Here is a 19,474-nt window from a genome sequence, read left to right on the forward strand (position 1 = left end):
GGTGATATGGCAATGACTTACCACCTGGACGTCGTCAGCGCAGAGCAACAAATGTTCTCTGGTCTGGTCGAGAAAATCCAGGTAACGGGTAGTGAAGGTGAACTGGGTATTTTCCCGGGTCACGCACCGCTGCTCACCGCCATTAAGCCTGGTATGATCCGCATCGTTAAACAGTTCGGTCATGAAGAGTTTATCTATCTGTCCGGCGGCATTCTTGAAGTGCAGCCTGGCAGCGTGACCGTTCTGGCCGATACCGCTATTCGTGGCCAGGATCTCGACGAAGCACGAGCCCTGGAATCGAAGCGTAAGGCTGAAGAGCACATTAGCAGCTCTCATGGTGACGTGGATTACGCTCAGGCGTCTGCGGAGCTGGCCAAAGCGATCGCGAAACTGCGCGTTATCGAGTTGACCAAAAAAGCGATGTAACACCGGCTTGAAAAGCACAAAGCCAGTCTGGTTTCCAGGCTGGCTTTTTTTATGGTTTCGTATCACACCGATCTTTATTCATGATCCAAAAGAATAGCTAAGCTATTGTGTGTGCTAGCGACTTATCGCGAGAAGGCTATTTTCCAGAGAAAAAGGGGTTTACTCTGCCCCTAAAAATCGCCTCAAATAGCCATTATTGGCTGATGTTGAACGTTTTAACGCCATTCCATTTTATGACGCAAAATATGTAGAATTTTCAACGTCAACGGGTTTAACTTCTTACTCAAATTACAGTCAGGACGCGTATGTTGAACAATACAATGAGCGTGGTCATCCTTGCCGCCGGTAAAGGTACCCGCATGTATTCCGATCTTCCAAAGGTACTGCACACGCTGGCAGGAAAGCCGATGGTGCAGCATGTCATTGATGCCGCTAATGAACTGGGTGCCCGTCAGGTCCATCTGGTCTATGGTCACGGCGGCGATCTGCTTAAAAAGACGCTGAACGATGACAAACTCAACTGGGTGCTTCAGGCAGAACAGTTGGGGACCGGACACGCCATGCAGCAGGCCGCCCCGTTCTTTGCGGATGACGAAGATATTCTGATGCTTTACGGCGACGTCCCGCTGATCTCTGTCGACACCCTTGCCCGCCTGCGTGAAGCTAAACCGCAGGGTGGCATCGGGTTGTTAACCGTCGTGCTTGACGATCCGACCGGCTATGGCCGCATTACCCGCGAAAACGGTAACGTAACGGGTATCGTTGAGCATAAAGATGCCAGCGACGCACAGCGTCAGATTCAGGAGATCAACACCGGTATCCTGATTGCCAATGGCGCGGACCTGAAGCGCTGGCTGTCGAAGCTCAACAACAATAATGCGCAGGGTGAGTACTACATCACCGACATCATCGCGATGGCCTATCAGGAAGGGCGTGAGATTGCGGCGGTTCATCCGGCACGGATTAGCGAAACCGAAGGGGTGAATAACCGCCTTCAGCTTTCCCGCCTGGAACGCGTTTATCAGTCCGAACAGGCTGAAAAACTGCTCCTGGCAGGCGTTATGCTGCGCGACCCGGCGCGTTTCGATCTGCGCGGGACCTTATCTCACGGGCGCGACGTTGAAATCGATACTAACGTTATCTTTGAAGGCAACGTCACGCTTGGCCACCGCGTCAAAATTGGTGCCGGTTGTGTTATCAAAAACAGCGTCATCGGTGACGACTGCGACATTAGCCCGTACAGCGTGGTTGAAGATGCACATCTGGACGCGGCATGCACCATTGGGCCGTTCGCACGCCTGCGCCCTGGCGCTGAATTGCTCGAAGGCGCCCATGTTGGCAACTTCGTTGAGATGAAAAAAGCGCGTCTGGGCAAAGGTTCCAAAGCCGGCCATTTAACCTACCTGGGTGATGCAGAAATTGGCGATAACGTGAACATTGGTGCAGGAACAATCACCTGCAACTATGACGGTGCCAACAAGTTTAAAACCATCATCGGTGATGATGTTTTTGTCGGTTCTGATACCCAGCTGGTGGCACCAGTGACGGTCGGGAACGGGGTAACCATTGCCGCCGGGACGACCGTGACGCGCGATGTCGCCGACAATGAGCTGGTGCTGAGCCGCGTGCCGCAGGTTCACAAGCAGGGCTGGAAACGCCCGGTGAAGAAAAAGTAACGACCTGCACCCTGCTCTCTCCCGCGAGGAGAGCGCTCGTTCGGTGCGGTGTTTTTCGCCCTCGCCCCTATGGGGAGAGGGTTGGGGTGAGGGGATAACATAATCCTCCCCCCAAAGGCAGTACTTATAACAATAACCCCACTCTCTACAAGGCTCGGGGTGCCCGGAAAGGGCAAATACAGGTCAGCGACAACGCATGGCATAACGCCATAATCAGGAAATTAAACTATGTGTGGAATTGTTGGCGCAGTTGCGCAGCGTGATATTGCTGAAATCCTTCTCGAAGGTTTACGTCGTCTGGAATACCGTGGTTACGACTCTGCCGGTCTGGCGGTTGTGGATGCAGAAGGGCATATGACCCGTCTGCGTCGTCTCGGTAAAGTGCAGATGCTGGCCCAGGCTGCGGAAGATCATCCGCTGCACGGTGGCACGGGTATTGCGCACACCCGCTGGGCGACCCACGGCGAACCGTCTGAAGGCAATGCGCACCCGCATGTGTCCGAACACATCGTGGTCGTGCATAACGGCATTATCGAAAACCACGAACCGCTGCGCGAAGAACTTAAAGCGCGCGGCTATACCTTCGTCTCTGAAACCGACACCGAAGTTATTGCTCACCTGGTTCACTGGGAGCTGGAGCAGGGCGGTACACTGCGTGAAGCGGTGCTGCGCGCGATCCCTCAGCTGCGCGGTGCATACGGTACGGTAATCATGGATTCACGCGATCCGTCCACGCTGCTGGCCGCACGTTCCGGTAGCCCAATGGTTATCGGTCTGGGCATGGGCGAGAACTTTATCGCCTCTGACCAGCTGGCACTTCTGCCGGTTACCCGTCGCTTTATCTTCCTGGAAGAGGGTGATATCGCGGAAGTGACGCGTCGCAGCGTGACGGTATTCGATACCAAAGGCGAGCAGGTGAAACGCCCGGAGATCGAATCCAATCTGCAGTACGACGCAGGCGACAAAGGCGCTTACCGTCACTACATGCAGAAAGAAATTTACGAGCAGCCGAACGCCATCAAAAACACCCTGACCGGGCGCATTAGCCACGGCGAGGTGGACCTGAGCGAACTGGGCGCCAACGCCAATGAGCTGCTCGGTAAGGTTGAGCATATTCAGATCGTGGCCTGCGGTACCTCCTACAACTCCGGTATGGTCTCCCGCTACTGGTTTGAATCCCTGGCCGGTGTCCCGTGTGACGTGGAAATCGCTTCAGAATTCCGCTACCGCAAATCCGCGGTGCGTCGTAATAGCCTGATGATCACCCTTTCCCAGTCTGGCGAAACGGCGGACACCCTGGCGGCGCTGCGTCTCTCTAAAGAGCTGGGCTATCTGGGCTCTCTGGCCATCTGTAACGTGCCGGGTTCTTCGCTGGTTCGTGAATCCGATCTGGCGCTGATGACCAACGCAGGCACGGAAATCGGCGTGGCCTCCACCAAAGCGTTTACCACTCAACTGACCGTTCTGCTGATGCTGGTGGCGAAACTGGCGCGTCTGAAAGGACAGGATGCGGCTGTTGAGCATGACATCGTTCATGGCCTGCAGGCGCTGCCAAGCCGTATTGAGCAGATGCTGTCTCAGGACAAACGCATTGAAGCGCTGGCGGAAGATTTCTCTGACAAACATCACGCCCTGTTCCTCGGCCGTGGCGATCAGTATCCAATTGCGCTGGAAGGCGCGTTGAAGCTGAAAGAGATCTCCTACATCCACGCGGAAGCTTACGCAGCAGGCGAGCTGAAACACGGCCCGCTGGCGCTGATTGACGCAGACATGCCGGTTATCGTTGTGGCACCTAACAACGAACTGCTGGAAAAACTGAAGTCCAATATCGAAGAAGTCCGCGCCCGCGGTGGTGTACTGTACGTCTTCGCCGATAAAGACGCCGGCTTTGCGAGCAGCGACAATATGCACATCATCGATATGCCGCATGTGGAAGAGGTGATTGCCCCTATCTTCTACACCGTTCCGCTGCAGTTGCTGGCCTATCACGTCGCGCTGATCAAAGGCACTGACGTTGACCAGCCACGTAACCTGGCGAAATCGGTCACCGTAGAATAATCCCCTCAGGCTCCACCTTCGGGTGGAGCTTTTTTACCCTTCCTGGTTTGTTTTTAATCAACCCATCCGCATTTTTATTTATGACAATCTGTCATCTTCAGCTACTTTTTTCAGTGTCACATAAAGAAAATATTTCTGAAAACTTGCTGTCATGTAAGTGGTTAACTAGATGATAATTAAATGAATTTTTACTGATATTTAAGCTAAATTTTCATTGTCATAAAACTGTCATAATTCGTACATTTATCTGTCACCTGTTTGTCCTATTTTGCTCATCGTAGCCACTAAACAACGATTTACGAAAATCTTGCAGGAGACATTATGAAAGTTATGCGTACCACTGTCGCAACTGTTGTCGCCGCGACCTTATCTCTGAGCGCGTTCTCTGTATTTGCAGAAGCAAGCCTGACTGGCGCTGGTGCAACCTTCCCTGCGCCGGTGTATGCCAAATGGGCGGATACCTACCAGAAAGAAACCGGTAACAAGGTTAACTATCAGGGTATCGGCTCCTCCGGTGGCGTAAAACAAATTACCGCGAATACCGTTGATTTCGGCGCATCAGACGCTCCACTGTCTGATGACAAACTGGCGCAGGAAGGCCTGTTCCAGTTCCCGACCGTTATCGGTGGTGTTGTGCTGGCCGTTAACATTCCAGGCCTGAAATCAGGCGAGCTGGTCCTGGACGGCAAAACCCTGGGTGACATCTACCTCGGTAAAATCAAAAAATGGGATGACGAAGCCATCACCAAACTGAATCCGGGTGTCAAACTGCCTTCGCAGAACATCGCAGTGGTTCGTCGTGCAGATGGTTCCGGTACCTCTTTCGTTTTCACCAGCTACCTGGCGAAAGTGAACGAAGAGTGGAAATCTAAAGTCGGTTCCGGCTCTACCGTTAACTGGCCAACCGGTCTGGGTGGTAAAGGCAACGACGGTATCGCCGCGTTCGTACAGCGTCTGCCTGGTTCTATCGGCTATGTAGAGTATGCGTACGCTAAGCAGAACAACCTGTCCTACACCAAACTGGTTTCTGCCGATGGCAAGCCAGTCAGCCCGACTGAAGAGAACTTTGCTAACGCTGCAAAAGGCGCTGACTGGAGCAAATCCTTCGCTCAGGATCTGACTAACCAGAAAGGCGACGGTGCGTGGCCAATCACCTCTACCACCTTCATTCTGGTTCACAAAGAGCAGAAGAAACCTGAGCAGGGCGCTGAAGTGTTGAAGTTCTTCGACTGGGCGTACAAAAACGGCGGCAAACAGGCTAACGCGCTGGATTACGCCACCCTGCCGGACAACGTGGTTGAGCAGATTCGCGCTGCATGGAAAACCAACGTGAAAGACAGCAGCGGTAAAGCATTGTATTAATTTAGTATTCTGACGAAAATGGCGGGTGGCGCTCGCGCTACCCGCCGATTTCGTAAACGCGTTTAACAGAAGAGTGATTTATGGCTGCAACAAAGCCTGCATTTAACCCTCCGGGTAAAAAAGGTGACATGATTTTCAGCGCGCTGGTCAAACTGGCTGCGCTGATTGTGCTATTGCTGCTGGGCGGCATTATCGTGTCCCTGATTTTCTCCTCCTGGCCGAGCATCCAGAAATTCGGTTTCTCCTTCCTGTGGACCAAAGAGTGGGATGCGCCGAACGATATCTACGGTGCGCTGGTGCCGATTTACGGCACGCTGGTGACGTCGTTTATCGCCCTGCTGATTGCGGTGCCGGTGAGCTTTGGTATTGCCCTGTTCCTGACGGAACTGGCGCCGGGCTGGCTGCGTCGTCCACTGGGTATTGCCATTGAACTGCTGGCCGCTATTCCAAGTATCGTGTACGGCATGTGGGGCCTGTTTATCTTTGCTCCCCTGTTCGCAACGTACTTCCAGGAACCGGTGGGTAATGTTCTCTCCGCCATTCCGTTTGTCGGCACCCTGTTCTCTGGCCCGGCTTTTGGTATCGGTATTCTGGCTGCGGGGGTGATCCTCGCCATTATGATTATTCCGTACATTGCGGCGGTAATGCGCGATGTCTTCGAACAAACGCCGGTGATGATGAAAGAGTCGGCCTACGGCATCGGCTGCACCACCTGGGAAGTTATCTGGCGCATCGTCCTTCCGTTCACCAAAAATGGGGTGATTGGCGGCGTCATGCTGGGGTTAGGCCGTGCTTTGGGTGAAACCATGGCGGTGACCTTTATTATCGGTAACACCTACCAGCTCGATAGCGCTTCCCTCTATATGCCGGGTAACAGTATTACTTCCGCACTGGCGAATGAATTTGCCGAAGCGGAATCCGGGCTGCACGTCGCGGCGCTGATGGAACTGGGCCTGATCCTGTTTGTGATTACCTTCATTGTGCTGGCGATCTCCAAGCTGATGATCCTGCGTCTCGCAAAAAATGAGGGGGCACGCTAATGGCAACTCTCGAAATGCAAAGCACCACTGCGCTGGCGGAATCCCGTCGCAAAATGCAGGCGAAGCGTCGTTTCAAAAACCGCGTTGCGTTGACGCTCTCAATGGCAACGATGGCGTTCGGTCTGTTCTGGCTGGTCTGGATCCTGTTCTCGACCGTTGTGCGCGGCATCGACGGGATGTCGCTGTCACTGTTCACCGAGATGACGCCGCCGCCAAATACGGCGGGCGGCGGCCTGGCGAATGCCCTGGCGGGAAGCGGTTTGCTGATCCTCTGGGCGACGGTAGTTGGTACGCCGCTTGGCATTATGGCGGGGATTTATCTGGCGGAGTACGGGCGTAAATCCTGGCTGGCAGAGGTGATTCGTTTCATTAACGACATCCTGCTGTCTGCGCCGTCTATCGTGGTCGGTCTGTTTGTTTACACCATTGTAGTGGCGCAAATGGAACACTTCTCCGGCTGGGCCGGCGTGATTGCGCTGGCGCTGCTGCAAGTACCTATCGTCATTCGTACCACCGAGAACATGCTGAAACTGGTGCCGGATAGCCTGCGTGAAGCGGCTTACGCGCTGGGCACGCCGAAGTGGAAAATGATCTCCGCGATTACGCTGAAAGCCTCCGTCTCCGGGATCATGACCGGTATCCTGCTGGCCATTGCCCGTATTGCAGGCGAAACGGCGCCGCTGCTGTTTACTGCCCTCTCCAACCAGTTCTGGAGTACGGACATGATGCAGCCGATCGCCAACCTGCCGGTGACGATTTTTAAATTTGCGATGAGCCCATTCGCGGAATGGCAGCAGCTGGCCTGGGCCGGGGTGCTGATCATTACCCTTTGCGTACTGTTGCTGAACATTCTGGCGCGCGTCATTTTCGCGAAGCAGAAACACGGTTAAATTTTTACGGCGCGGCAGATCGCGGCGCCGAATGAGGAAATGAGTCAATGAGTATGGTTGATACTGCCCCGGGTAAGATTCAGGTTCGTGATTTGAACTTCTACTACGGCAAATTCCATGCCCTGAAGAACATCAACCTGGATATCGCCAGGAACCAGGTCACGGCATTTATCGGTCCGTCTGGCTGTGGTAAATCCACGCTGCTGCGTACCTTTAACAAAATGTATTCGCTCTATCCGGAGCAGCGCGCCGAAGGTGAAATCATCCTGGACGGCGATAACATTCTGACCAACAGCCAGGATATCGCCCTGCTGCGTGCGAAAGTCGGGATGGTGTTCCAGAAACCGACGCCGTTCCCGATGTCCATCTATGACAACATCGCCTTTGGCGTACGTCTGTTTGAAAAGCTCTCCCGTACGGATATGGATGAGCGCGTTCAGTGGGCTTTGACCAAGGCCGCATTATGGAACGAAACCAAAGATAAGTTGCACCAGAGCGGTTACTCTCTCTCCGGTGGTCAGCAGCAGCGTCTGTGCATTGCGCGTGGTATCGCCATTCGCCCGGAAGTGTTGTTGCTGGATGAGCCGTGTTCAGCTCTGGACCCGATCTCAACCGGCCGTATTGAAGAGTTGATCACCGAGCTGAAGCAGGATTACACCGTGGTTATCGTGACCCACAACATGCAGCAGGCTGCGCGTTGTTCCGATTACACGGCGTTTATGTACCTGGGCGAGTTGATTGAGTTCAGCAATACGGACGATCTGTTCACCAAGCCCGCTAAAAAGCAAACAGAAGACTATATCACCGGTCGTTACGGTTGATTCAGGAGCGCGCTATGGACAATCTCAATCTTAACAAACACATTTCAGGCCAGTTCAACGCAGAGCTGGAAAGTATTCGCACTCAGGTGATGACCATGGGTGGCATGGTTGAGCAGCAGCTTTCCGATGCCATTACCGCGATGCACAACCAGGACAGCGAGCTGGCGAAGCGCGTTATCGAAGGTGATAAAAACGTCAATATGATGGAAGTCGCCATTGATGAAGCCTGCGTGCGTATTATCGCCAAGCGTCAGCCAACGGCGAGCGACCTGCGTCTGGTTATGGCGATCATCAAAACCATCGCCGAGCTGGAGCGTATTGGTGACGTTGCGGATAAAATCTGCCGCACCGCGCTGGAGAAATTCTCTCAGCAGCACCAGCCACTGCTGGTGAGCCTCGAGTCGCTGGGTCGTCATACCGTGCAGATGCTGCATGACGTACTGGATGCCTTTGCGCGAATGGATCTGGACGAAGCGGTACGTATCTACCGTGAAGACAAGAAGGTCGACCAGGAGTATGAAGGCATCGTGCGTCAGCTGATGACCTACATGATGGAAGACTCCCGTACGATCCCAAGCGTCCTGACCGCGCTGTTCTGCGCGCGCTCAATCGAGCGTATCGGTGACCGTTGCCAGAACATTTGCGAATACATCTTCTACTTCGTGAAAGGACAGGATTTCCGTCACGTTGGCGGCGATGAGCTGGACAAGCTGCTGGCGGGTAAAGATCCGAAAGAGTGATGCGCTAATATGCCCGGTGCTGCTGCGCTTACCGGGCCTGCGAGCGCTATAGGCCGGATAAGCGTCAGCGCTATCCGGCTTTTTTTCAGCGAGTAATATTCCACCCGCGAGCCTTCCACAATTCTGGCAGCTGCGCCAGATCGGTGAAGGTCGTCACTTTTGGATGATCGATCGGTTTGTTGTGCGGATCGGCGCAGAAGTAAAACACCTCCATACCCGCATCAATCCCCGACTGCGCTCCCGCAGAAGAGTCATCCACCAGAATGCAGTTCGCCACGTTAACGTTCATCGCTTTTGCTGCATGGAACATCAACGCCGGGTCTGGCTTCCAGCGCTGGATATCGTAGCCGCTGAACAGTTTTTCCGGGAAGTGGTGCAACATTTCAAGCTTACCCAGCGAGTGCTGCATTTTGCTGACCGGACCGTTCGAGACCACGCAGATGGGCACCGTCATCGCATCCAGAAGCGCATTCGCCCCGGCAATGACCTCCAGCTCGGAGTCGAAGAGGCGTGCGACCTCGGCGCGGTAGACCGGCTCCAGATCTGCTTTCGCCAGATCCACACCGTGCTCTTCGTTAATGATGTCGATGATCTCGTAGAGCTTCACGCCCTTAAAGCGTTTAAACACCTCTTCGAGATCCAGCGTAATGCCAAATTCCCTGAACATGGACACATACGCGCGGGAACAAATGACCTCACTGTCGACCAGCGTACCGTCGCAGTCGAAAAATACCGCTTCAATTCCGGACATGCCTTTCCCTTTTTACAAGTTTAACGTTTACGTACGGCAGTTTAATGAGACGCAATCGTTGCCGTATAAGCAAAATCAATGAAAAAAGTATCTTGTAACCGCCACTATTGTCGCATTTTGGTATAGGATAGCGACGAATTTTCCCTCCTTGTTCGGAAATTGATGATGAGTCAACAACACACTACCCAGACATCTGGTCAGGGTCTGCTTGAGCGCGTGTTTAAACTGCGTGAGCACGGCACAACGGCACGCACCGAAGTGATCGCCGGTTTCACCACCTTCCTGACGATGGTCTATATCGTTTTTGTTAACCCACAAATTCTGGGCGTTGCTGGCATGGACACCAGCGCCGTCTTCGTGACCACCTGTCTGATCGCTGCGCTGGGCAGTATCCTGATGGGTGTGTTCGCTAACCTGCCCGTGGCGCTGGCCCCGGCAATGGGTCTGAACGCTTTCTTCGCGTTCGTGGTCGTCCAGGCGATGGGTCTGCCATGGCAGGTCGGCATGGGCGCTATCTTTTGGGGCGCGGTTGGCCTGCTGTTGCTGACCATTTTCCGTGTACGTTACTGGATGATAGCCAATATTCCGGTGAGCCTGCGCGTGGGCATTACCAGCGGTATTGGTCTGTTTATCGGCATGATGGGTCTGAAAAACGCAGGCGTTATCGTGGCTAACCCGGACACGCTGGTGAGCATCGGTCACCTGACCTCGCACAACGTGCTGCTGGGCGTGCTGGGCTTCTTTATCATCGCTATCCTGGCCTCGCGCAATATTCATGCGGCCGTGCTGGTTTCCATCGTGGTCACCACGCTACTGGGCTGGATGCTGGGCGATGTGCAGTACAAAGGGATTGTCTCCGCGCCACCGAGCGTGTCTACCGTCATTGGGCACGTCGATCTGGCAGGCTCCCTGAACCTGGGTCTGGCGGGCGTGATTTTCTCCTTCATGCTGGTTAACCTGTTTGACTCCTCCGGTACGCTGATTGGCGTGACCGACAAAGCCGGCCTGGCGGATGAGAATGGGAAATTCCCGCGCATGAAGCAGGCGCTGTTCGTTGACAGTGTCTCCTCTGTCACCGGCGCGTTTATCGGTACATCGTCTGTTACCGCTTACATTGAATCCTCTTCAGGTGTCTCTGTGGGTGGCCGTACCGGTCTGACGGCGGTTGTGGTGGGTATCCTGTTCCTGCTGGTGATCTTCCTGTCGCCGCTGGCGGGCATGGTGCCTCCGTATGCGGCAGCCGGCGCGCTGATCTACGTGGGGGTGTTAATGACCTCCAGCCTGTCGCGCGTGAAGTGGGATGATTTAACCGAAGCGGTGCCTGCGTTTATTACCGCGGTGATGATGCCGTTTAGCTTCTCGATCACCGAAGGTATCGCGCTGGGCTTTATCTCCTACTGCGTCATGAAGATTGGTACCGGTCGCTTCCGCGACCTCAGCCCGTGCGTCATCATTGTGGCGCTGCTGTTTGTGCTGAAGATTGTTTTTATTGATGCCAAATAAACAGAAAGCCCTTTTCGTCGAAAAGGGCTTTTGTGTTTGCGCCCTCTCCCTGTGGGAGAGGGCCAGAGTGAGGGGGTCAGGCTACGTTTAAGCTTTCACTCGCTTAATATAATCACCAAACGCGGTCAGTTGGCCAGAAAGATGGTCACGCGTACTTTGATCCACCACTTCACCCGTCTGCGGGTCGACCTTGTTCTGAATCACGCCCCCCATAAATTCCGGTTTGTTCATTACCATCGCATCCAGGAAGACCAGGATCTGACGCAGATGGTACTGGCAGCGTGCCCCGCCAATCGCGCCCATAGAGCTGGTCTGGATCAGCACCGGTTTACCCGACAGCGGCTGCTCCGGGAGACGGGATAACCAGTCAATGGCGTTCTTCAGGCCACCCGGGACGGAGTAGTTATATTCAGGCGTAACAATCACCACGCCGTCTGCCTGGCGGATCTGCTCTGCAAGCGCTTCTACGCTCTGTGGAAACCCTTCTTCCTGCTGCACGTCCGCGTCGTAAAGCGGAATGTCGCCAATCGATGGCAGGGCGCTAATGTCCATACCTGCCGGTGCCAGCTGAGGCAGCGTGCGGGCAACCATCCCGTTAAATGAACCTTTGCGCAGGCTTCCCAGTAACGTAACAACTTTCAACGTATCAGACATGATTACTCCTGTTTCATCATGATGACCCTGAATGGATCAGCTAAGGGTATATGCTTTTTCTGCCGGTAAACTGGTTAATCTCATCAGGCGCGCGGCGGGTTCGTTGGCTCGCTCGGGCACATCCGGAAGGCTACTCCATCCGTGTTGACTGTCAAATTCCCAGATTTTCAATCGTTCGATGGCGGGGGTCACCGCGATGGACCAAATCAGTACGTCTTCAGCATCGCTGAGCGCCTCTACCAGCGTGGCTTTAGCGGAACGCAGGCGTCCGGAGCCTGGAAGCAATTGCAGCAGGCTGGCGTCGTCTGATGCACAGCCACAGAGCTTTCGAATGCTCTGGCGTAAGGTAATGAGCTGAGCTCTGGCCTCGATGGGATCGTTCTGGTTACGCACCCACAGCTTTTCATTGCTGGAAAGCGGGTAGTCATCGTGCGGGTTCGCGCCGTGGAAGCCGCGGGTTGCGTGCTGAAGCTCCATGTCCAGGCCGCAATCCCCTTCAGTGGTGAGCGCGACGCCAATGATATTGCCCGTATAGGTAATGGAGAAACGCGGCAGCTCCGGGTCGGCAAAGACCGGGCGGCCTTCAGGTTGGGTGAGGATATCCGGCAGTTCACTGGTGCCGTACAGCATGAACATCAGCTCAGCGAGAAGCGCGCGGGATGCCAAAAACCGCGTCCGGCGATGCTCCGGCAGTTTACGTGCTTCCTGGTGACACGCGGATGAAATTCTGGCCGATACGAGATGTCCCTCTGTCAGTATCCCTCTTGCAAAGTGCGTTGCCATTTTTCGCTCCTTGATAATGGTCGTATTCGGTTAAACGGTTACATGATTATCGCTTAACTTGCCTTCTGTTTTAATCAGTAAATGGGAGTAAGAGAAGCCTGAGGACCCAACTTTACATTTTCTTAGGCAAAAATAAGCGCTGGAGCGGCATATAGCGCTTTGATTGTCTCACGGAGCCAGAGGATTTTCGGATTATGGCTGTTTCGTTTATGCCAGATCAGCGTGAAAGGAACGGTCAGTTTTTCAGCCAGGGCTTCATCAATGGGAATGGGCAGGGCGATCAGCTTACGCTGGTGGAGTTGATTATAGTGATGGCAGTAGTGTGGCGCCGTGGCGATGTAGTTATGGCCGGGCTGCGCCGCCATAAACATCGACTGTTCGAAACCGGGCAGGCTCATGGCGATATTGCGCTCACGTCCCATCTCTCTGAGCACCTCATCAAGCGCCCAGGTGTCGCTGCGCTCCCAGAAGATGCTGATATGCGGATAGCGCAGGAAAGTCTCCAGGTTCCACTCCTCCTGAAGAGCCGGATGATCTTCGCGCAAATAGACGCAGGGGCGGTCGCTGAACAGAATTTCGTAGTCGATAAACCACGGCATCAGCTTCAACAGCTCGCGGGAGCGCGGATGCGTTTCACGGCCCGTGAAGCCAAGATCGACTTCTCCGCGCGTAATGGCATCCACCGAGTCGTAATCCCAGTGGCGCATCTTTACCGTGGCCTGTGGATAGCGCTGATTGACCTGCTCGAGCAGGGCATTAAAGCGGATCAGCATCAGAGGCGTTTCCGCGGCCAGCACGAACGTCAGCCCGCCCGGGGAGTCATGATGGAATTTATCGAGGATCTGATTGCCAATCTGCATCCAGTCGGCCAAATCCTGCTCCAGGCTCATCGTCAGCGGTGTCGGCAGCAGGCCTAACGGTGTTTTCACAAACAGCGGATCGTCAAACCAGTCGCGCAGTTTCGCCAGCGATTTACTTACTGCGGACGGGGTCACGTTCATCCGTTTCGCGGCTTTGGTTACGCTGCGCTCCTGCAGCAAAAGCTGCAGGCACAACAACAGGTTAAGATCGAGACTGCTGATTGGCTTCTTCATAATGGGCCGCGGGCTGGATGACCATAAGTAAGGTGATGCAGAGCATGCTACAACCAATCAGAATCCCGATCAGCATATTGAGCGCATTAAGGCCGATGACCGCCGCCAGCCATATCCACAGCGACGAACCACAGACCTGCGCAATACCCAGCACCGAGCTTGCCACACCCGCGCGCAGCGAGAACGGGCCAAGCGCCTGACTCATCGCCACGCCAAAGCCGACGGAGAAGCCGGCGCAAATCAGCGTAATCCCTACCAGCATCAGCGCATGTGTGCTGGTGGTCGCCAGAATCCCCCCCGCAGCGAGGAACAGCACCTGCGAGGTTAGCATGAGCGTGCGCTGACGGAAGATATTCAGTGCGAACGGCGTCGAGAACGAGACGGCCATACTGACCATCGCGGTAAGTGCCATCACGGTGGAATACTCACCGCGATCAAACCCCATGGTCTCCATCAGCAACACCGGGGAAACGTTTACATACGTCAGGATCACCGCCACGCTCAGTGTGGTAATGGCCAGGCGACTCAGGAAAAAGCGGTTTAGCAGCGTCTCGGCCGGATGAAGGGTTGCCGTATGGCCTGCGTTTTGCGAGCCTGGATGGGTCTCTTTCAACACCGTGATCGAGAGGATAAAGACCAGCGCACCCATGGCCGCCATCGTCCAGAACAGGCTCTGCCACGGGAATTTCAGCATGATCAGATAGCCCACCACCGGCGCCATCACCGGAATGATGCAGGTAATACCGTTGAGCATGGAAAGCACTTTGGCACGGCGCTGGGTGCTTAAGGTATCGCGCAGGATGGCGAAGGCCACTACATAACAGCCACCGGCACCTATCCCCTGAATAAACCGTCCTGTCAGGAACAGGGTACTGTCCTGGGCCAGGGAGCAGAGCATTGACGCCAGCGCGAAGATGATGGCACAGGTAATGGCCACGGGCTGACGACCCGCTTTGTCCGCGATTTTCCCGGCAAATACCATCGATGATGCCATCCCGGCGAGATAGGCCGAAAACGCAATATGCAGCTGCGCCTCGCTGGCACCCAGATCGCGGGCAATGTGCGGCAGCCCCACCAGATACATATCAATACCCGATGGATAAAGCAGAACCAGCGCAAAACTACAAAACAGAAAACGAGCCATAAACCCCCCATAGATGCAGGCAAGCAGAATAGGGGGATAAAAGGGATTAGGCGAGTTGCCATTTGGACAAAGGTGATTTCCCGGGAGGAAATCACCCTTCATCAGCGGTAATTACTTGCCGATACAGAAGCTCGAGAAAATCCGTCCCAGCAGATCGTCCGAGGTAAATTCGCCGGTTATCTCACTCAGATTTTGCTGCGCCAGACGCAGCTCTTCCGCCAGCAGTTCACCCGCCCATGCGCCAAGCAGCTGTGCTTTCCCCTGATCGAGGTGGCGTGCCGCGTCTTCCAGCGCCTGAAGGTGACGACGGCGCGCAAGGAAGCCGCCTTCCATACTGGTATCAAAGCCCATGCTCTGTTTGAGATGGTTGCGCAGGTCGTCAACGCCTTCACCGGTACGCGCCGACAGGCGAATAAGTGAGTGGCCATTCACTTCACTAATACCCAGCGTTTCGCCGGTCACATCCGCTTTGTTACGCACCACGGTGATCGGCAGTTTTGCCGGCAGGCGGGCAATAAAGTCTGGCCAGATGTCCGCCGGATCAACGGCATCGGTCGTGGTACCGTCCACCATAAACAGCACGCGGTCAGCCTGCTCAATCTCTTGCCAGGCACGTTCGATACCGATGCGCTCTACTTCGTCACTGGCGTCGCGAAGACCTGCCGTGTCGATGATATGCAGCGGCATACCGTCGATATGAATATGCTCACGCAGCACGTCGCGGGTGGTACCGGCGATGTCGGTGACGATCGCCGCTTCACGGCCCGCCAGGGCGTTGAGCAGGCTCGATTTACCGGCGTTAGGGCGGCCCGCAATCACGACCTTCATCCCCTCGCGCAGCAGGCTACCCTGACGTGCTTCGGCACGCACCGCGTCGAGATCGGCCATCACGCTATTGAGCTGAGCTTCAATTTTACCGTCAGAGAGAAAGTCGATCTCCTCATCCGGGAAATCGATAGCCGCTTCGACATAGATGCGCAGGTGAGTAAGTGCTTCCACAAGATGATTCACGCGCGCCGAGAACGCGCCCTGAAGCGAGTTCAGTGCGGAGCGGGCTGCCTGCTCGGAGCTGGCGTCGATCAGGTCAGCAATTGCTTCTGCCTGTGCGAGGTCGAGCTTATCGTTCAGGAAGGCACGTTCGGAGAACTCACCTGGCTTTGCAATGCGCAGGCCCGGCAGCGTCAGAATGCGTTTTAACAGCAGGTCGAGGATGACCGGGCCACCGTGGCCCTGCAGCTCCAGCACGTCTTCTCCGGTAAAGGAGTTCGGGCCCGGGAACCACAGCGCAATGCCCTGGTCCAGCGGCGTGCCGTCAGTGTCTTTAAACGGCAGATAATCAGCGTAGCGCGGCTTTGGCAGTTTACCCAGCACCGCTTCGGCGACCTCGCGGGCCTTCAGGCCGGAGATACGCAGAATGCCTACACCACCGCGTCCCGGTGGGGTTGCCTGGGCGACGATAGTGTCGTTATGGCTCATGGTTGGTCTCGTTCAATACAAATAAAAAAGGCGGTCAATCGACCGCCCTTATTTTAGCGTTAACTTACCGAATCAGGACTTTTTCTTTTCGCGGCTATGCAGGCCACGTTTTTCCAGACCACGGTAAATCAGCTGCTGCTGGATAATGGTCACCAGGTTGCTGACGATATAGTACAGCACCAGACCTGACGGGAACCACAGGAAGAACACGGTGAAGATGACCGGCATAAAGGTCATGATCTTCTGCTGCATCGGGTCGGTCACGGTGGTCGGCGACATCTTCTGGATGAAGAACATCGTTACGCCCATCAGGATCGGCAGGATGTAGTACGGGTCCTGTGCAGACAGGTCATGGATCCACAGGGCGAACGGCGCGTGGCGCAGCTCAACGGAACCCATCAGCATGTAGTACAGTGCAAGGAAGATTGGCATCTGAATCAGCAGCGGGAAGCAACCACCCAGTGGGTTCACTTTCTCTGCTTTATACAGGGCCATCATCTCCTGGCTCTGACGCTGTTTGTCATCGCCCAGACGCTCACGCATTGCCTGAATCTTCGGCTGCAGCATACGCATCTTCGCCATGGAGGTGTACTGCGCTTTAGTCAGCGGGTACATGATGCCACGTACGATGAAGGTGATAACGATGATGGAGAAGCCCCAGTTACCCAGGAAGCTGTGGATGAACTTCAGCAGCTTAAACAGCGGCTGAGAGATGAACCACAACCAGCCGTAGTCCACGGTCAGATCCAGGTGCGGCGCAACGGCAGCCATTTTGTCCTGGATTTCCGGACCGACCCACAGGGTGCTTGCCATCTTACCGGTTTGACCCGGCTGTACCAGAACCGGCTGAGATTTGTAGCCAATGGCTGCAAGACCGTTACCCAGGTTCGCGGTATAGAAGTTGTTAGTACCGTCGTTCGTTGGCACCCACGCAGTGGCGAAATACTGCTGCAGCATTGCCACCCAACCGCCTTTAGCGCTGACGTTCAGGTTTTCGTTATCGGCAATGGTGTCGAATTTGTATTTCTCGTACTTCGCATCAGGCGTGGAGTACGCCGCGCCACGGAAGGTATGCAGCGCAAAGTTGCTGCTTCCGGTGTCACGGTGAGACGGCAGATTGATGGACTGCTTCAGCTGACCAAAGGTCGACAGTTCCAGCGGTTTAGCACCGGTGTTCTGAACGCTGTAGCCCACGTTCACCGCATATTCACCGCGTTTCAGGGTGAAGGTTTTGGTGAAGGTGTTGCCCGCGGCGTCGGTGTAGGTCATCGGGATAGCGATTTCGTTCTGACCATCAGCCAGCACGAAGGTCTCTTTCTCGACGTTGTACAGTGGACGCGCACCGTTAGCCGGGTTATCCGGGCCATCACGACCGGTCAGGCCGCTCTGAGCCTGGTAGATAAACTCAGGCGTGGTTTCCAGTAACTGGAACGGTTCGTTAGACTTCAGCTCTTTTGGGTAGGTCAACAGCAGCGCCTGCTCAACATCACCACCACGGGTGTTGATAGTCAGCTCAAGCACATCGGTCTTAACCGTAATCTGTTTCCCCTGGCCACTGGCCGGTACGCCCTGGTCGGCGGCGCTACCCGCTGCGGTGGTCGTAGTCTGCGTGGTCTGCTGCTGGGGTTGAGGATTTTTATCCTGCTCCCATGCCTGCCAGATCATGAAAGACACGAACAACAAAGCGATGATAAGAAGATTGCGTTGCGAATCCATCGTTAGTGTTCTCTGGTATCAAAGGGTCCTGGCGGGACGGGATCGTCTCCACCTGGGTGTAAAGGGTGGCATTTTAATACGCGTTTCACCGTCAACCAACTGCCTTTTATCACTCCAAACCTGCGCAATGCCTCAATTCCGTAGCTTGAGCATGTTGGCGTGAAACGGCAGTGCGGCCCGAGTAGCGGACTAATCAGGCGTTGATAGACCCGAATGAGGGCTATCAGGACCCGCGAGCCAGGCGACAATGGCGGCGCCATAATTTTTCCAACGCTTCCGAGAGAGCACGGTTATCGAGGTCGGCAACCCCTTTTTTAGCCACCACCACGAAATCCATTGAAGGCAGTTCGTGCTGACGTAAACGGAAGCTTTCACGCGTCAGACGTTTAATCCGATTGCGTTCATGCGCACGCTTAACGTTTTTCTTGGCGACAGTAAGACCGATGCGGGGATGCCCCAGCGAATTCAGGCGGCCGAGGATGGTGATTTGCGGCGTGCCAGCCCGTTGTGGCTGCTGGAAGACGAAAGTGAAATGAGTGGGAGTTAACAAACGTAACTCCCTGGGAAATGCTAGCTTAACCACTCAGGGGTTAGCTTTATTACTTGGAAACGGTCAGACGAGCGCGGCCTTTAGCACGACGACGTGCCAGAACCTGACGACCATTTTTAGTAGCCATACGAGCACGGAAGCCGTGAGAACGGTTGCGCTTCAGTACAGACGGTTGAAAAGTGCGTTTCATGGCGATTTCTACCTAAACTTGAATAAATTCACTGACTTTTGCGTATACCCGAACGAGTTTCGAACGACTAACGCCTCAGCGTGGGTGATTAAAGAGGCCGGATTGTAATAATTGTACACTCCGGAGTCAATTCTCTTTCCTTATTTCCCGCGTATTTCCGCACGTTTTCGCGTGGAAAATGAGCAACGGACGACGCAGGAAGATGAGCACCACGCGCCGGGTCGAGGATTATACGGCCTCCCAAACAAAGCGCAAGGATCGTCCCGGATCTTCGTTAGATCATTTAAGCAAGAAATTGTCTGTGCTCATTAATTTTTCCAATATGCGGGCTAAATCGTAGGGTACTCGCCCCAGGATCGTTTACACTTACCCGGTTTCCGATCTTCCTGTGGATAAATCAGGAAGAATCTGTGAGAAACAGAAGATCTCTGGCTCAGTTTAGGCTATGATCCGCGGTCCCGATCGGGATCCAGCGATCCTGGCCGGGTATAACCGCAGATAGCGGTTCGCACATCACCCTTTTGCACAGGGTCATGTCGATGTGCGCCAACAATCATGAATATTCAATAGTTTTCTTTTATTGTTCGAGTGGAGTCCGCC

General features: G+C 54.7%; 19 protein-coding genes. 9 read left to right on the top strand and 10 right to left on the bottom strand.

Annotation, left to right across the window (positions count from 1 at the left end; all coding sequences use genetic code 11):
- Positions 1–6 precede the first annotated feature (6 nt).
- The 8 genes from ACN9MQ_RS22715 (at position 7) to phoU (ending at position 9,013) form a co-directional block, all read left to right on the top strand.
- Positions 7–426, top strand: a complete 420-nt coding sequence (locus ACN9MQ_RS22715) for a F0F1 ATP synthase subunit epsilon (protein ID WP_006177560.1) — start codon at positions 7–9, stop codon at positions 424–426.
- Between the two features lie 305 nt (positions 427–731).
- A complete protein-coding gene (gene glmU, locus ACN9MQ_RS22720) occupies positions 732–2,102 on the top strand; it encodes a bifunctional UDP-N-acetylglucosamine diphosphorylase/glucosamine-1-phosphate N-acetyltransferase GlmU (RefSeq protein WP_049021947.1) in 1,371 nt (456 codons plus the stop codon).
- Positions 2,103–2,330: 228 nt separating this feature from the next.
- The gene (gene glmS, locus ACN9MQ_RS22725; protein WP_032679281.1) at positions 2,331–4,160 is read left to right on the top strand and encodes a glutamine--fructose-6-phosphate transaminase (isomerizing); all 1,830 of its coding nucleotides are present in this window, start codon (positions 2,331–2,333) and stop codon (positions 4,158–4,160) included.
- Between the two features lie 321 nt (positions 4,161–4,481).
- On the top strand, positions 4,482–5,522 hold the full coding sequence (gene pstS, locus ACN9MQ_RS22730; protein WP_014172287.1) for a phosphate ABC transporter substrate-binding protein PstS: 1,041 nt from the start codon (positions 4,482–4,484) through the stop codon (positions 5,520–5,522).
- Between the two features lie 80 nt (positions 5,523–5,602).
- Positions 5,603–6,562, top strand: a complete 960-nt coding sequence (gene pstC / locus ACN9MQ_RS22735; RefSeq protein WP_014172288.1) for a phosphate ABC transporter permease PstC — start codon at positions 5,603–5,605, stop codon at positions 6,560–6,562.
- Complete coding sequence (pstA, locus tag ACN9MQ_RS22740; protein WP_014172289.1) at positions 6,562–7,452, top strand: phosphate ABC transporter permease PstA; 891 nt, start codon at positions 6,562–6,564, stop codon at positions 7,450–7,452. Before pstC ends, pstA begins: the two co-directional genes overlap by 1 nt.
- 47 nt (positions 7,453–7,499) lie before the next feature.
- Positions 7,500–8,273, top strand: coding sequence for a phosphate ABC transporter ATP-binding protein PstB (gene pstB, locus ACN9MQ_RS22745; RefSeq protein WP_014172291.1), 774 nt, complete (start codon positions 7,500–7,502; stop codon positions 8,271–8,273).
- Between the two features lie 14 nt (positions 8,274–8,287).
- Complete coding sequence (phoU, locus tag ACN9MQ_RS22750; protein WP_008500182.1) at positions 8,288–9,013, top strand: phosphate signaling complex protein PhoU; 726 nt, start codon at positions 8,288–8,290, stop codon at positions 9,011–9,013.
- An 85-nt stretch (positions 9,014–9,098) separates the two neighbouring features.
- Here the strand turns inward: phoU and yieH are convergent, their stop codons facing one another.
- Positions 9,099–9,764: a 6-phosphogluconate phosphatase gene (gene yieH / locus ACN9MQ_RS22755; protein WP_426021508.1), complete on the bottom strand. Its 666-nt coding sequence runs from the start codon at positions 9,762–9,764 to the stop codon at positions 9,099–9,101.
- A gap of 165 nt (positions 9,765–9,929) precedes the next feature.
- Here yieH and ACN9MQ_RS22760 point away from each other — a divergent pair, with 165 nt between their 5' ends.
- Positions 9,930–11,267: an NCS2 family permease gene (locus ACN9MQ_RS22760; RefSeq protein ID WP_138614807.1), complete on the top strand. Its 1,338-nt coding sequence runs from the start codon at positions 9,930–9,932 to the stop codon at positions 11,265–11,267.
- Between the two features lie 87 nt (positions 11,268–11,354).
- Here the strand turns inward: ACN9MQ_RS22760 and ACN9MQ_RS22765 are convergent, their stop codons facing one another.
- The 9 genes from ACN9MQ_RS22765 to rpmH form a co-directional block, all read right to left on the bottom strand.
- Positions 11,355–11,921, bottom strand: a complete 567-nt coding sequence (locus ACN9MQ_RS22765; protein ID WP_020882759.1) for an NADPH-dependent FMN reductase — start codon at positions 11,919–11,921, stop codon at positions 11,355–11,357.
- A 36-nt stretch (positions 11,922–11,957) separates the two neighbouring features.
- Positions 11,958–12,704, bottom strand: a complete 747-nt coding sequence (locus tag ACN9MQ_RS22770; RefSeq protein ID WP_426262671.1) for a 4'-phosphopantetheinyl transferase family protein — start codon at positions 12,702–12,704, stop codon at positions 11,958–11,960.
- A gap of 122 nt (positions 12,705–12,826) precedes the next feature.
- Positions 12,827–13,798, bottom strand: a complete 972-nt coding sequence (gene yidZ / locus ACN9MQ_RS22775) for an HTH-type transcriptional regulator YidZ (RefSeq protein ID WP_020882758.1) — start codon at positions 13,796–13,798, stop codon at positions 12,827–12,829.
- Entirely contained in the window at positions 13,767–14,942 is a 1,176-nt protein-coding gene (locus ACN9MQ_RS22780; protein WP_426021507.1) for an MFS transporter, read from the bottom strand. Before ACN9MQ_RS22780 ends, yidZ begins: the two co-directional genes overlap by 32 nt.
- Positions 14,943–15,053: 111 nt before the next feature.
- Entirely contained in the window at positions 15,054–16,418 is a 1,365-nt protein-coding gene (gene mnmE / locus ACN9MQ_RS22785; RefSeq protein WP_014172299.1) for a tRNA uridine-5-carboxymethylaminomethyl(34) synthesis GTPase MnmE, read from the bottom strand.
- Between the two features lie 72 nt (positions 16,419–16,490).
- Positions 16,491–18,134 (bottom strand): membrane protein insertase YidC, encoded by a 1,644-nt coding sequence (gene yidC, locus ACN9MQ_RS22790; RefSeq protein ID WP_151887230.1) that lies wholly within the window; start codon positions 18,132–18,134, stop codon positions 16,491–16,493.
- Positions 18,135–18,136: 2 nt separating this feature from the next.
- Entirely contained in the window at positions 18,137–18,394 is a 258-nt protein-coding gene (gene yidD, locus ACN9MQ_RS22795) for a membrane protein insertion efficiency factor YidD (protein ID WP_001307474.1), read from the bottom strand.
- Entirely contained in the window at positions 18,358–18,717 is a 360-nt protein-coding gene (gene rnpA / locus ACN9MQ_RS22800; RefSeq protein WP_014172301.1) for a ribonuclease P protein component, read from the bottom strand. The genes yidD and rnpA overlap by 37 nt, the downstream gene beginning before the upstream one ends.
- 16 nt (positions 18,718–18,733) lie before the next feature.
- Entirely contained in the window at positions 18,734–18,874 is a 141-nt protein-coding gene (gene rpmH, locus ACN9MQ_RS22805; RefSeq protein WP_000831330.1) for a 50S ribosomal protein L34, read from the bottom strand.
- Positions 18,875–19,474: the final 600 nt, after the last annotated feature.

Source organism: Enterobacter sp. R-25, assembly GCF_049913205.1.
In the GTDB taxonomy this organism is placed as follows: Bacteria; Pseudomonadota; Gammaproteobacteria; order Enterobacterales; family Enterobacteriaceae; genus Enterobacter; species Enterobacter ludwigii.

Bases quoted from the DNA above. Each gene is read 5' to 3' on its own strand.
- ACN9MQ_RS22715 (WP_006177560.1), top strand. From the start codon at position 7: ATGGCAATGACTTACCACCTGGACGTCGTCAGCGCAGAGCAACAAATG.
- glmU (WP_049021947.1), top strand. From the start codon at position 732: ATGTTGAACAATACAATGAGCGTGGTCATCCTTGCCGCCGGTAAAGGT.
- glmS (WP_032679281.1), top strand. From the start codon at position 2,331: ATGTGTGGAATTGTTGGCGCAGTTGCGCAGCGTGATATTGCTGAAATC.
- pstS (WP_014172287.1), top strand. From the start codon at position 4,482: ATGAAAGTTATGCGTACCACTGTCGCAACTGTTGTCGCCGCGACCTTA.
- pstC (WP_014172288.1), top strand. From the start codon at position 5,603: ATGGCTGCAACAAAGCCTGCATTTAACCCTCCGGGTAAAAAAGGTGAC.
- pstA (WP_014172289.1), top strand. From the start codon at position 6,562: ATGGCAACTCTCGAAATGCAAAGCACCACTGCGCTGGCGGAATCCCGT.
- pstB (WP_014172291.1), top strand. From the start codon at position 7,500: ATGAGTATGGTTGATACTGCCCCGGGTAAGATTCAGGTTCGTGATTTG.
- phoU (WP_008500182.1), top strand. From the start codon at position 8,288: ATGGACAATCTCAATCTTAACAAACACATTTCAGGCCAGTTCAACGCA.
- yieH (WP_426021508.1), bottom strand. From the start codon at position 9,764: ATGTCCGGAATTGAAGCGGTATTTTTCGACTGCGACGGTACGCTGGTC.
- ACN9MQ_RS22760 (WP_138614807.1), top strand. From the start codon at position 9,930: ATGAGTCAACAACACACTACCCAGACATCTGGTCAGGGTCTGCTTGAG.
- ACN9MQ_RS22765 (WP_020882759.1), bottom strand. From the start codon at position 11,921: ATGTCTGATACGTTGAAAGTTGTTACGTTACTGGGAAGCCTGCGCAAA.
- ACN9MQ_RS22770 (WP_426262671.1), bottom strand. From the start codon at position 12,704: ATGGCAACGCACTTTGCAAGAGGGATACTGACAGAGGGACATCTCGTA.
- yidZ (WP_020882758.1), bottom strand. From the start codon at position 13,798: ATGAAGAAGCCAATCAGCAGTCTCGATCTTAACCTGTTGTTGTGCCTG.
- ACN9MQ_RS22780 (WP_426021507.1), bottom strand. From the start codon at position 14,942: ATGGCTCGTTTTCTGTTTTGTAGTTTTGCGCTGGTTCTGCTTTATCCA.
- mnmE (WP_014172299.1), bottom strand. From the start codon at position 16,418: ATGAGCCATAACGACACTATCGTCGCCCAGGCAACCCCACCGGGACGC.
- yidC (WP_151887230.1), bottom strand. From the start codon at position 18,134: ATGGATTCGCAACGCAATCTTCTTATCATCGCTTTGTTGTTCGTGTCT.
- yidD (WP_001307474.1), bottom strand. From the start codon at position 18,394: ATGGCGCCGCCATTGTCGCCTGGCTCGCGGGTCCTGATAGCCCTCATT.
- rpmH (WP_000831330.1), bottom strand. From the start codon at position 18,874: ATGAAACGCACTTTTCAACCGTCTGTACTGAAGCGCAACCGTTCTCAC.